The organism is Rossellomorea marisflavi, from assembly GCF_001274775.1.
Classification (GTDB): Bacteria; Bacillota; Bacilli; order Bacillales; family Bacillaceae_B; genus Rossellomorea; species Rossellomorea marisflavi.
In genome coordinates, this window is sequence record NZ_LGUE01000004.1 from 325,196 (window position 1) to 336,874 (window position 11,679).

At 50.2% G+C, this 11,679-nt stretch carries 18 protein-coding genes and 1 pseudogene; 6 read left to right on the forward strand and 13 right to left on the reverse strand.

The window, feature by feature from the left end; all coding sequences use genetic code 11:
* Nucleotides 1–138: a hypothetical protein gene (locus AF331_RS22890; RefSeq protein ID WP_235576377.1), complete on the forward strand. Its 138-nt coding sequence runs from the start codon at nt 1–3 to the stop codon at nt 136–138.
* The gene (locus AF331_RS21870) at nt 107–634 is read left to right on the forward strand and encodes a hypothetical protein (protein ID WP_235576378.1); all 528 of its coding nucleotides are present in this window, start codon (nt 107–109) and stop codon (nt 632–634) included. Before AF331_RS22890 ends, AF331_RS21870 begins: the two co-directional genes overlap by 32 nt.
* A gap of 54 nt (nt 635–688) precedes the next feature.
* Here AF331_RS21870 and AF331_RS11635 read toward each other — a convergent pair whose 3' ends face one another.
* From AF331_RS11635 to AF331_RS11685, 12 genes and pseudogenes are all read right to left on the reverse strand, one after another.
* Nucleotides 689–913: a hypothetical protein gene (locus tag AF331_RS11635; protein ID WP_053428280.1), complete on the reverse strand. Its 225-nt coding sequence runs from the start codon at nt 911–913 to the stop codon at nt 689–691.
* A gap of 104 nt (nt 914–1,017) precedes the next feature.
* Nucleotides 1,018–2,001 carry a quinone oxidoreductase family protein gene (locus tag AF331_RS11640; protein WP_053428281.1) on the reverse strand — a complete coding sequence of 328 codons (984 nt, stop codon included), beginning with the start codon at nt 1,999–2,001 and terminating at the stop codon, nt 1,018–1,020.
* Between the two features lie 170 nt (nt 2,002–2,171).
* Nucleotides 2,172–2,855, reverse strand: a complete 684-nt coding sequence (locus AF331_RS11645; RefSeq protein WP_053428282.1) for an alpha/beta fold hydrolase — start codon at nt 2,853–2,855, stop codon at nt 2,172–2,174.
* A 19-nt stretch (nt 2,856–2,874) separates the two neighbouring features.
* Nucleotides 2,875–3,429, reverse strand: coding sequence for a 2'-5' RNA ligase family protein (locus AF331_RS11650; RefSeq protein WP_053428283.1), 555 nt, complete (start codon nt 3,427–3,429; stop codon nt 2,875–2,877).
* 24 nt (nt 3,430–3,453) lie between these two features.
* Nucleotides 3,454–4,455, reverse strand: a complete 1,002-nt coding sequence (locus tag AF331_RS11655; protein ID WP_053428284.1) for a serine hydrolase domain-containing protein — start codon at nt 4,453–4,455, stop codon at nt 3,454–3,456.
* The gene (locus tag AF331_RS11660) at nt 4,452–5,366 is read right to left on the reverse strand and encodes a Nif3-like dinuclear metal center hexameric protein (RefSeq protein ID WP_053428285.1); all 915 of its coding nucleotides are present in this window, start codon (nt 5,364–5,366) and stop codon (nt 4,452–4,454) included. Before AF331_RS11660 ends, AF331_RS11655 begins: the two co-directional genes overlap by 4 nt.
* A gap of 1 nt (nt 5,367) precedes the next feature.
* Nucleotides 5,368–5,811: an immunoglobulin domain-containing family protein gene (locus tag AF331_RS11665; protein WP_160316522.1), complete on the reverse strand. Its 444-nt coding sequence runs from the start codon at nt 5,809–5,811 to the stop codon at nt 5,368–5,370.
* On the reverse strand, nt 5,742–6,017 hold the full coding sequence (locus tag AF331_RS22170) for a hypothetical protein (RefSeq protein ID WP_152915618.1): 276 nt from the start codon (nt 6,015–6,017) through the stop codon (nt 5,742–5,744). Before AF331_RS22170 ends, AF331_RS11665 begins: the two co-directional genes overlap by 70 nt.
* A 65-nt stretch (nt 6,018–6,082) precedes the next feature.
* A complete protein-coding gene (locus AF331_RS11670; protein ID WP_053428287.1) occupies nt 6,083–6,319 on the reverse strand; it encodes a serine hydrolase in 237 nt (78 codons plus the stop codon).
* 12 nt (nt 6,320–6,331) lie between these two features.
* Complete coding sequence (locus AF331_RS11675; protein ID WP_235576379.1) at nt 6,332–6,799, reverse strand: NUDIX hydrolase; 468 nt, start codon at nt 6,797–6,799, stop codon at nt 6,332–6,334.
* Nucleotides 6,800–6,811: 12 nt separating this feature from the next.
* Nucleotides 6,812–7,930 (reverse strand): DNA polymerase III subunit beta, encoded by a 1,119-nt coding sequence (dnaN, locus tag AF331_RS11680; protein WP_053428288.1) that lies wholly within the window; start codon nt 7,928–7,930, stop codon nt 6,812–6,814.
* Nucleotides 7,931–8,056: 126 nt separating this feature from the next.
* Nucleotides 8,057–8,224: pseudogene (locus AF331_RS11685) on the reverse strand (SunI/YnzG family protein); the annotation flags it as partial.
* Between the two features lie 193 nt (nt 8,225–8,417).
* Here AF331_RS11685 and AF331_RS11690 point away from each other — a divergent pair.
* Together AF331_RS11690 and AF331_RS11695 are read left to right on the forward strand one after the other, a co-directional pair.
* On the forward strand, nt 8,418–9,239 hold the full coding sequence (locus AF331_RS11690; RefSeq protein ID WP_053428289.1) for an AraC family transcriptional regulator: 822 nt from the start codon (nt 8,418–8,420) through the stop codon (nt 9,237–9,239).
* Between the two features lie 30 nt (nt 9,240–9,269).
* Nucleotides 9,270–10,208, forward strand: coding sequence for a proline dehydrogenase family protein (locus tag AF331_RS11695; protein WP_053428290.1), 939 nt, complete (start codon nt 9,270–9,272; stop codon nt 10,206–10,208).
* Nucleotides 10,209–10,259: 51 nt separating this feature from the next.
* Here the strand turns inward: AF331_RS11695 and AF331_RS11700 are convergent, their stop codons facing one another.
* Nucleotides 10,260–10,532 carry a hypothetical protein gene (locus tag AF331_RS11700; RefSeq protein WP_053428291.1) on the reverse strand — a complete coding sequence of 91 codons (273 nt, stop codon included), beginning with the start codon at nt 10,530–10,532 and terminating at the stop codon, nt 10,260–10,262.
* Nucleotides 10,533–10,823: 291 nt separating this feature from the next.
* Between AF331_RS11700 and AF331_RS11705 the strand changes: the two genes are divergently transcribed.
* Together AF331_RS11705 and AF331_RS11710 are read left to right on the forward strand one after the other, a co-directional pair.
* Nucleotides 10,824–11,258, forward strand: coding sequence for a type IV pilus modification PilV family protein (locus AF331_RS11705; protein WP_053428292.1), 435 nt, complete (start codon nt 10,824–10,826; stop codon nt 11,256–11,258).
* Complete coding sequence (locus AF331_RS11710; protein WP_053428293.1) at nt 11,255–11,677, forward strand: PulJ/GspJ family protein; 423 nt, start codon at nt 11,255–11,257, stop codon at nt 11,675–11,677. Before AF331_RS11705 ends, AF331_RS11710 begins: the two co-directional genes overlap by 4 nt.
* The last annotated feature ends 2 nt before the right edge of the window (nt 11,678–11,679 follow it).

Consider the following 11,679-nt stretch of genomic DNA (forward strand, 5'->3'; position numbering starts at 1 on the left):
ATGACTACGGTTGGGATACTCGGAATGATCCATGATGAAGAGTGGCAAAAAATCTATCATTTTCCCCTATCACTTGCAGAGGAACTGATCGTCGAGTTCAATCCCGATGTCATTCTGCGGCGAGGTACATCCGGATAGCTGGAATCTTTACAGGGAAGGGGGCGATCCACGGGGAATCTACGAAGAAACGCAGCCTGAATACCCCGCCCTGATCTTCCCCCTGTGTGAAGAAAAAGGAATCGAGTTCATCCCGGTGAACTGGTTCGAGTTCGATGTGTTCAAAGGGCGCTTCGATTCGTTTCCCCAGCATAAAAAAGAAGAGCTCGACGCGGAACTCTCCCGTTGGACGGCACGACAGCTGGAAACGTGGGACAGGGGAAGCATTCCTGTCAACTCCCTGGATTATGACCGGATCACCCGGGAGAAATATGAATGGCTCCACAGTATGAGTCCCGATGTTGAGGACATCAACTGGAATGCAAGACATTTCATCATGCTACAGCGCGTGAAGAACGCCATTCAGGCTCATGAGGGGAAACGGATCCTCTGTGTACACGGTGCCGACCATAACTATTGGTATCATAGTGCACTGCAAAAGGTTCCTCAGGTGCAAGTCGTTTATCCGTTACGCTAACGAACTGGATGTAACGATCGAAATCGGATGGAGGGATGACAGGATAGAGGCCACTCATTGATTTTTAGGACTCTCCCCTCTCCCTCCATTTGATTGAGATTTAACTTTGACCACATTGATGACCACCAAAACGATGGCTACCGTCAAGGTTCCCAGGATATAAGGGATAAACAAGACGTCCACAAATAAACTGCCGATAACGCTCCCGATGATACTGCCAAAGAATATCAATACTGCTAATGCACTCATTCTCCACTCCGAAGTCAGTAATTCCTTCAAGAGAACCGCCTCCTTTTTGGATAGGACCACCGTCAGGTTCCTTGGAGGTTATGTTCCCTGTCCACGACTCCCATAACCATAAAATTGGAAAATGATTAGAAGGTTCACCGTTCCTCTCCAACACTTATGACGATTTTCCCATTACTCTTCCTGTTCTCCATGAGCACATGCGCTTCTTGAATCCCGCTCAAACTGAACTCATGACCCACATCCACGGTCAATCGGCCTGATGCGAGCATGGGGATCACGGCATCTGCGGTTTCTTGCAGGGTCTCCGGTCTTTTTTTTCGTGTGGTACCGAGGCTGAATCCCAGTATGGAGCGGCAGCTTGAGTGGAGATCGACCGACCGGATCATACCGGGAGGTCCTCCAGCGTTGCCGAAGTGAACGAGCCTTCCGTAGGGGGCGAGACAGGTGAGGCTTCGCTCCGTGACCTCACCTGATATGGAATCCAGGACGATATCGACTCCGTTTCCACTCGTGAGGTCGTTCACCCGTTGGGCAAAGTCTTCTTCCTTGTAAAGGATGACCTCGTCCACTCCTGCTTCACGGGCGATTCCTGCTTTTTCCTCGCTTCCGACCGTCCCGATCACGAGCCCCGCACCGAACTGCTTCGCCAGGCGTGCCGCAGTGGTGCCGACTCCACCTGCCGCTGCATGGATCAGGACGGATTCCCCCTTCTCCATACGGGCCACATCCGTCAGCAGGCGATGGCTCAGAAAGGAGACGACGGGGCTTGCGGCTGCAACGGTCATGTTCATCTCATCAGGAATGGGAAACACCAGGACCTCTCGTGCGATCACATATTCCGCATACGATCCGTTATCCGGAAAACAGATGACCCGCTGACCTACGGATACGCTCCTGCAGCCTTCTCCGATTTCTTCCACTATGCCCGCAGCATCAAGCCCCGGAATGAAGGGAAGTTTATTTCCCTTTCCTCCTCGGCGCGCTTTGATATCGGCAAAATTGACGCTCGTCTTCACCACCCGAACGAGCACTTCTCCCGCTCCAGGCACCGGCCTGTCCACCTCTTCTAGGTACATTCCCGTCACATCTCCATATTCCTTCACCACAACTGCTCTCATACTTTCCACTCCTCCGGCTATGATTCTAGTTTAAGAATAGAAGATTTTTCCTGATAAGCAAAGATGGTTTTTTGGATGAGTGGTCATAAGGAGGGCTTATCAATATCTGTTCTATCCATAACAATTTAAAAAGAAAAGGGATTCCAACTATCTGGAATCCCCTTTCCCCTTTACCGTTTCTTCTCTAAAAATGCACGCAAAATCTCATTATATACTTTAGGACAGTCCATATTGGCAATATGGCTGCCACCCGGGATGAGCCCCGCCTCGATGGCCGGGTTGGCCTTCTTCATGAATGCGACGGCATCGACTTCGTGGGGATCGATGCTTCCGTTCAGGATGAGGGCCGGTACCGACAGAGCGGCAAGGTCAGCGGCGCTCACAGAAGGATAGTCGTAGGTCATCCGGTCGAGGACGACCTTCCGGATCTTCTTCCACTTTTCGCCGTGCAGGTTGTTGAAATGTGCTGCCACTTCCGGCTCGTGATCTTCAATGCTGAGGAAATGGCGGTACTGCTCTTCCATGATGCCTTTCAGCTCATCAGGGATGAATGGTGAATAGCCGGTGAGGACGATCCCCTTCATCCGTTCCGGTGTGCGGAGGGCGAGATGGATGGCCAGGGTTGCCCCGAGTGACAAACCGACCACATAGCCTTTTCCGTGCTGTTCAATCTGTTGTTCAACAAAGCGGATGGCGCCTTCTATGTAATCTCCTTGAAGCTCTACGGTTGAATTCCCGTGCCCGGGAAGATCCAGTGCAATGACGTCATAGTCGTCTTTGAACGCTTCGATCTGGTGGGAGAAATGAGCTTGCCCCGTTCCCATGAAGCCGTGAATCAGATAGAGTTTTTCCATGACTGTTCTCCTTTTTTTATCAGACTGTGCGTAATGGCAGGTCGATGAGCGGTTCGTATTGCTTTTTCTCAGTATTCAATTCGTACACCCGAATGGAGGTGACACCAAAACGCGGGTACGGGACGAGTTCCCTTCTGGCCTGGTGTTCCATGACACCAAGATCCGTTTTTCCCACCCCGTCCCGGATGGATGAAGGATACAGCTCTTTTCCCAGTGTCAAATGCGGCACGAATGCCTCCAGTTCAAAGTACTGCCGGATCTCTTCTGGTGAAGGAGAGACAGCCTGGACGACCTCACGATGAAGATCAAAGAGATCAGGGGAATGGACAGTAAGATACAGGATGGTCCCCCCGAAATAAGCCGGTTCCCCAAGACTCAGGGAAAACGGGCGGAAGCGTGAAGCCACACCCTTCACTTCATCCAGCCACTTCCGGTCAGGCGATAGTCCCCCTTGGGCTTTCAGGGTGATGTGGGGCTCCACCCCTACGTTTCCCATCCACCTGTTCTGAAACTGTTGAACCCTTTCCAGGTACTCTTCTGGGGGTACGATGCCGATAAAGTATTCCTTTTTCACTGGCTTTCCCTCCTTTTCCACGCGTTATGTTGTGAGAAGACGGTACACATCGCCGATCAGCCCCTTCATCTGATGGATGCCTGTATTGCCGTTGGTCATGATGACCCATGCTTTTCCCTCCAATGGCTCGGCGACCATCATGGATTGAAACCCTTCTCCCCAACCGAGGGAAGAGATCTCGGTGGAGCTTCCTCCTCCATCCAGGAACACGCCAAGTCCGGCCCAGGATGCGGCCCCTTGCGGAGAAACCATGTCCATCGCATACTCTTTGGAAAATAAGATCCCCTCTCCGTTTAAAGAATGGAAGAGCTCCTTCACGAGTTTCATCAAGTCGGAAGGCGTGCTCCATAGGCCCGCAGCAGCTGCATACGGATAATGGGGGATCCGGTCCTTCATCACGGAGCCATCGGGCTCGTGTCCAGAGGTCATGGGAAAAGTCGGCTCGTACATGCTTCGCTTCATTCCCAGTGGACGGAAGAGATGCTCGTCGATTGCCGACTCGAACGGGGTATCCAGTACGTCTTCCACCACCTGTTGAACGATGCAATAGCCGGCATCAGAATAAGTGAACTCCTGGTTTGGCGGCTTGACTGCCTCGATGCGTGCGGGGCATGCAGGCGTTTCTCCATTAAGGATCTTCGCCATATCAGGGCGGCCTGGATGAATGCCAAAGCTCCCCTCCGGATCCTCGATGCCACCTTGATGACTGAGGAGGTGGCGAAGGGTGACGTGGCCATCACCACTCTTGAGCGACCAGGACCTCAGGTAGTCTTGAACGGGATGATCCAGTGAGAGCAATCCTTGGTGGCATAGCTTCAGTACCAGCATGGAGGTCGCGAATTTGGAAATCGAGCAGGCGTGGAAAAGGGTATCTTCCGTTACGTTCCCTTTGCCTCTTTGAGCCTGGCCGAGGGAGAGAGTGGAAGTGGTTTGGTTGTCCAATATGGCGAGACCGATTCCAGGTACTCGTGTGTTCAGCAATAATTCATTGAGTTTATACGTCAAGGACTCTTTTCTGTTACTCAAAGCCACCACTTCTCCTGCGGCAACAGGGTAGTGTTCAATCCCATATTTTGTTCAAACCAGTCTTTCATCAATGTTTTCTTCACGAGGTATTCAGAAGCAGCATGGGAAACACCGATGAGGGACATCCCGGTACCAGAGGCGTATGCCATCATCTTTGAGAATCTTTCACGGCCGTACTCACTGTCGATATGGCAGTGGATTTCTCCCGTGATGTATGCCTGGGCCCCTTTTTTCTCGGCTTCTTCCATCCACTCCACCTTGTCTCCACAGCCTGCTACGACGGCAATTTTACGAATCTTCTCAAGGCTCGGTCCTTCGCAGTCTACATAAGGAATGGAGAAAACCGATTGAAGGGTTTCCTTCAGTTCCGGGGAATTTATTTCCTCTATTTCCCCGATAAGGATCAGATGCTCACCACGATCATTGGCAAGAAATCCGTCTGTAACCGTCATACCCAGTGCAGCTGCCATGGCAGCGCTTGTTCCCAACGACGGGTGATAGTCCAAAGGGATATGACATGTATAAACGGATAATTGCTTTTCTTTCAGCTGTTCTATTAAGCCCGGCTGAATGGGGACGAACCCTCTCCTCCATTCCCCTTGCGGATCTCCGCATTCCATGAGGAGAGGATGGTGCATGAAAAGAAGATCTCCCGGTTTCCCTTCCTTGATGAAGCGCTCGAGCACATGGTCTGTTGGAAATACAGCGAGGAACACTTGCTCAACTTCACTGGCCCCACGGATCATCAGTCCGTTAAAGTACGAAGTAAACTCTTCTTCAAACGCCGCTTCCCAATCAAATGAAACCGATTCATACGCAGCGGGCAGGAATCTTTTAAAGGCGGGGTCGGCCCCATATGCCTTGACCTCAAACTCCTGATTCAACTTTTTCACCAATTCTTCCAGTCTCATATCAGCACTCTCCCTTTCTCAACCCTCTCATCACTTCATCCCCAAAACCCCGGATATCGGCCAGGTAGTCATATCCCTCATACAAACTATTAAACAATCGAACCGCAACGGCCCGGTACTCCGGGATGACGAGACACGCGCAGCCAGAGGCACCGAAGATCTGGAAGGAGCCGTCCGGCAGGGTTTCGCCCAGTTCGTTTTGCGGGTGACGGCTCTGTCCTTCTTTCAACCACCAAAAATAGCCAAAGGACGGTTGCCCGGACCGATGGACGGGGGTGGTTACCTCCCGGATCACGTTTTCGGGGATGATCCGTTTTCCCTCCTTCATGCCACCCATCACATGGAGGGCCCCCCATTCGGCGAGTTCCCTCGCATTCACAAATAGATTGCGGTCCGTCCCGTCGTCGGCACCCAATCGGATCGTCGGATATCCGAGGGAAGACACGTCACAGACAAGATGTTCTGCCGCTTCCCCCATCCAGTCTGTATGGGACCACATCCCATGGGGTCGATGAGCCGTTCATGAAGGATCTCCCGGATGGTTTGACCCGTTGCTTTCTGTATGATGGCGGCCACGAGATCAGTCCGTTTCCCTTCCAGTACGGTGCCCGGCGGAGCCACCGCTTCTGCCTTTCCGTCCGTCCACTTCAATCCTGTGCTCCTCGTAAGCAGATGTTGAAAGGTTGCCTCACCCGGGATTCCGGGCAGATAGTCATTCAGGGGATCGTGGAGATGGCGGCGGCAAGGGCGATATAGGTCACGCGGACGGAATAGACGTTGAAACGCGAAGAAGCATCGATGCTCCTCGCCCCTGTCCGGTCATGATGGAAACCGTCGTACCATTCCTCGACGACCCGGTTATCCTTCATGACCACAAGGGCTGCACCTGATGCTTTCATCGTACTCTTCATTGTTTTCATATGGGACCTCAGCCCATGAAATGGATCACTCATCCCGCTGCCTCCTCAGCTCACTTCCGGCTTCAATCCTGCATAGAGATCCACCGGGTAAAGCTCGTCATTCTTCATGTGGTCGATGATGTTCCGCAGGATTGAGGGTTCCCTGAGATCTGCATCGTCCATCGTCTCGAGCTCTGCAAGGGTCACCCATTTCCCGTCCTGGACCTCCCCTTCTGCCGGGCGGAAGCTTCCCCCGGTCACCACGCCGTTGAAATGGAACAGGACGATGCGGCTGCCTGTATCACTGATGAATGGATAGACGCCTGTCGTGGAAGTGAGCCGGACGGAGTAACCCGTCTCTTCCTTCACTTCCCTCCAGGCAGCGTCGGCAATATCTTCCCCTGCTTCGATCCGGCCTCCGGGGAAATTCCACTTGCCCCTGACCCCTGGCTTATTTTCTTGGATCAGAAACACCTGATCCCCCTGAATGAGGGTAACATTGACGACTGCGATTGTATGTTGCACGATGTTCATGTTGTCTCCATCCTAGTAGGCCCTGACCGGTGAAATAAGCTGAAGGTGGGTGGCATTGCCTTCAGGGCGAATCACCACGGGCTTCATGATGCCCCCGAATTGCAGGGTCACGGTCTCTTCCTTCACCGATCTCAGCGCTTCCATCAAATACTTCCCGTCGAGGGTCATCTTCATTTCCTCTGTGCCTTCGATCTCCATGATCCTTTGGGATTCTTCGATATTCCCAAGCTGTGTGGCGGCAGAAGAAAGCTTCATCCTTCCGTCGTGAATGGTGATGTATACATTATGGTTCTTCCATTCCCCGGCAAACAGGCACGCACGGTCGACGCCTTTCAACAGCTGCTTCGTCTCCATCTTCACGAGCGTCTCACTGCCTTCCGGAATGAGACCCGATACGTTGGGATACTTCCCATCGATCAGGCGGGAATAGAGGCTGGTTTCACCGAGGCGGCAGTGGATATGATGCTCGTTCATGGCCACCTCCACTGCGTCTGTCTTGCCGTCCCACAGCTTGATGAGCTCCCCGATCGCCTGATACGGGACGATGCATGACCGGTCGATATGTTGATCGATCATCGTTTCACGGTAGGCGAGGCGATGTGAATCGGTGGCTACCGATTTCAGCCGCCCCTCCCCCATGGAAATATGTACACCGGTCAGGACCGGTTTTGCTTCACTTTTCGAAACGGCAAATACGGTCTGCTTCAGCATTTCCATCCACCGCGAGGCATCAAGCTGAAGCGTTTCGCTCTCTTCCATGACGGGAAGCTTCGGATAGTCATCGGAAGGGGAGCCCTTCAGCTTCGTCTTGATCTCCCCGCACCGGATATCGGCCGTCGTGTCGTCGATCAACTGGAGGTGGATCGGACCCGAGAGCTTCTTGACGATCTCAGCCAAATACCTGGCAGGAAGGACAATCGCTCCCGGCTGCTCAACGTCGAGCCTCCCCGCTTCAGCAGGCAGCTCCCTCGTGATAATCAGGTCGGAATCGCTGCCGACAAGCGTTAGCCCTTCATCCGTCGCTACAAGATGCACACCCGTCAGTACCGGCATCGGCGTTCTCGTCGAAACCGCCCTCACCACATCTCCCAACGCCTGGTGGAACACCTCACTCATAATCGTGATCTTCACCACATTTCCCCCTCGGAACTTTTCTATTATTCTTACAATTACGCACAAACATTTCCCTACCCGAACTAGTTTACCAGAAAACGAAGGGGGATATGGATAAATATTACTAGAATCTGCATGTATTTTTTATACAGGGGCCTGTTTCATGAGCGTTTCGATCTTATCTTTCATGCCACCATTGCTTGTATAAAGCAGATAGGTTTCGCTCCTGGTCTTGATTACCACCCGGTCGGTGTGGCCGTATGGGAATCCGAGTCTGATGGCCCGCTTTTCTTCCCCTGCATAGGTTTTGTCCTCTGACACGGGTGAATACAACACGTACACCTTTCCAAAGTGTCGGGACCAAGATTAGGTGGTCCATTTCCATCCAATCTGTATTAGATGGCACATACAAAATGCCACATTCTGCAAGTCAATATATTACAAGATGATCACCTCCTTATCATGGTACACTTAGCTTCAACATGAAATAGAGGAGGTGTGCTCCATGAATCAGGAAGAGAGGACGGTCCGATTCGATCATACCCTGCAAGTTGAAGCCTATCGTTTTGAAGGGATCATGCAAAAGTTCCCGAACCATTTCCATGAATATTACGTGATCGGTTTCATTGAGCACGGGAAAAGAAAATTAACATGTAAAAATAAGGATTACATCATCGGCACAGGCGATGTCATCTTTTTCAACCCGTTTGATACTCATGCATGTGAATCAATCAACAATGAAACACTTGATTATCGCTGCCTCAATATAAATGCTGACATTATGAAGAAAGTAGCGGAAGAAATCACTGGACAAGAGTTCCTCCCTTCTTTTACTTCACCTGTCGTTTATCAATGTGAGCATTCTTCCACTTTGCACAAGCTCCATCAAATGGTGATGGACGAACGGAGTGACCTCGAGAAGGAAGAAACATTTTACTTCCTTCTCGAGCAACTGATTGAAGCGTATTCTCTCCCTCATGAACAGATGAAGGAGCAGAAAACTCCCACCCAAGCAGTTGAGCATCTTTGTACCTATTTGAAAACTCATTACTCCGAGAGTATCAAGCTGGATGATTTGGCGAAGATCGTCAAATTGAATAAATATTCTTTACTTCGTTCGTTTACCCGAACGTTAGGGATAACCCCTTATCGCTACCTTCAAACAATCCGAATCAATGAGGCCAAAAAACGACTTGAGAGAGGGTTAAAACCCATTGATGCAGCACTTGATTCAGGTTTTATCGACCAGAGTCATTTCAGTCATTTTTTTAAAGAGTTCATCGGATTGACACCAGGACAATATCAAAAAATCTTTGATAAGTCATGATTCATATAATAGATGGAAGGAAAGATTTTCATGTATACAAGCGAGAAGCGCTTTTCCAATAGTCTAAAGTCGATTGCTAGGGATCAACATCTAAAAACCTATCTACAGAATTCTTCTGAATTATATCCTCTGCTTGCAAAGGGAGCTAAGAGATTTGTAGCGGGGGAACGCCGTGAAGACGGACTCGTTCGGGCAAAAGAATTCCATACTCAAGGACATGCAGTATCCCTTGAATACATCGGGGAAAATACTATCACTAAAGAAGAGTGCGTCAGATCCAAGGAGGAGTTCAAAGGGCTGATTACTGATTTGGGCAGGCTGGGAATGAAGGCGACCGTCTCTTTTGATCTATCCCATATCGGAATGATGGTATCAGATGATCTTGCATTCATCCATCTTGAAGAACTGGCAAGCGCAGCCGCTAAGAACGGTATTTCGTTAATGATCAGTATGGAAGAATCCCAAAAAACAGATCGGATCCTCTCCCTTTATAAAAGAATTTCCAAAACTCATTCTAACGTAGGCATTACACTACAAGTTCATTTAAATCGAACCTCTATTGATCTCGAAGATATCCTCTCCTTATCCGGTAACATTCGACTTGTGAAAGGAGCCTACCAAGAAGGAGAGGAACAATACATTCCGCGATCATCAGAGTTGAATAATCGATATATCCATTTTGTCACCACCTGTCTTGAACATGATCACCCTATATCGGTTGCCACTCACGATGAAACCATCCTTACTGAATTAAAAAAGAAAGACCTACTACGTAACCCTCGGGTTGAAGTAGAAATGTTGGACGGAGTCAGACCAGACTTATTAAGGAGGTTACATGATGAGGATGTTAATACCAAGGTCTACGTCACCTATGGTAGTGAATGGTATTTATATGTTGTTCATCGGATTGCGGAATACCCACCCAATATCTACACATTTATATCAGACGTGATTGAAGAGTCGATGTAACATCATCCTCCTACTAATAAAGAAAGGGACCCTGGATCAGGGCCCTTTTCTTTATATTCCCGACCAGTATTCATCCACTTCCTGTTGCATCAACTCAAGCTTCGACACAACGGTGGACTTTGGAATCTGGTAGTTCTTATCGTATTTGCACATCCTGCATGAACAGTTCAGTTTCCCCTTTGCCAGTTTCCCCGGGTGAACGATGAACGGATGGAGGATGGATTCCTTCTCATCTCTTCCCCATACATTGCGGACGACGTACAATTTTTGTTGTATGACGCGACGACGCTGGTGCCGTGTAGTGGCACGGTTTCGATTCTTCATGATTGAAGACCTCCCTTGAATGGAACCCGCCTGCACGGGGTCTCAAGGTCTGTCCCCTACAGGCAGGTACTAAGGAAAGGCTTCGCTGCTTCAGTACCTGACATATTTTCTCACGTCCTTATCCCTATCAGTCTATCATGTTTCAATTCGCAGGCTCAAATCCTATGGACGGTCCATCTAAAAATAAATGGCGCACCGGAACCGTCCCCACGCGTCAAAAATAACCCAAAAGTCTGACGGTCTATGGTACTATATGAATAGAAAAATACGGAAACAAAGGATGGTCGAACCATGAAATGGATCCTTCAATATACGCGGAACGCCCGCGGTGTCACCCTTGTTGAAATTCTTGCGTCACTGGTCATCTTAAGCGTCATCCTGGCGGTATTCGTGCCCCTGTTCGGCCACTCCATGACTTCGACGAAAGTGTCGGAGGATATGCTGGATGCCACCTACGTCGCCCAGACGACGATGGAAGAGCTCCATCAACAGATGACCACGCTGAATGAAACCTCGATCGGCTCATTGAAGAACATCACCTACCTAAGAAAAGACACAGAGCGCTACTACTATAAAAAAGAAACGTCAGATGCCTATATCGAAATCTCCATCAAAGCACCGGTGGACGGGCTATCCAGCGTCCTGGTCAAAGTGTACCCGAATTCCGGGAAGAGCAAGCTCCTCGCTCAGATGGAGACGATCAACCGCTGGGGGAAAACACCATGAAGAAGCTGATCCATAATGAACGCGGCGTCACCCTGATCGAAGTCCTGGGGGCCATGGTCGTCCTGTCCATCGTCATGGTGCTGATCGCCAACGTCCAGATTTTTGGACAAAAGCAGTTCGTCAATCAAACGGAACAGGTCTCCCACGAAGCAGATGTCAGGCTTGCCATGAACATCCTGACGAAAGAAATCCGTTCCGCCACTTCTATCTCTGTTACCAACAACACCATCCAGACGGATACAGGCAAGATCGAGCTTAAAGGTAGCACCCTGCAAAAAGGGTCCAAAACAATTGGAGAGAATATCGCCTCCTTCTCCGCTGTCCAAAAAGACGGGAACATCACCCTTACCATCAAGAGCAAGGCAAACGGAAACCAAAAAGCATCCTCATTATCCACGACACTGTACATAAGGAAGTGATC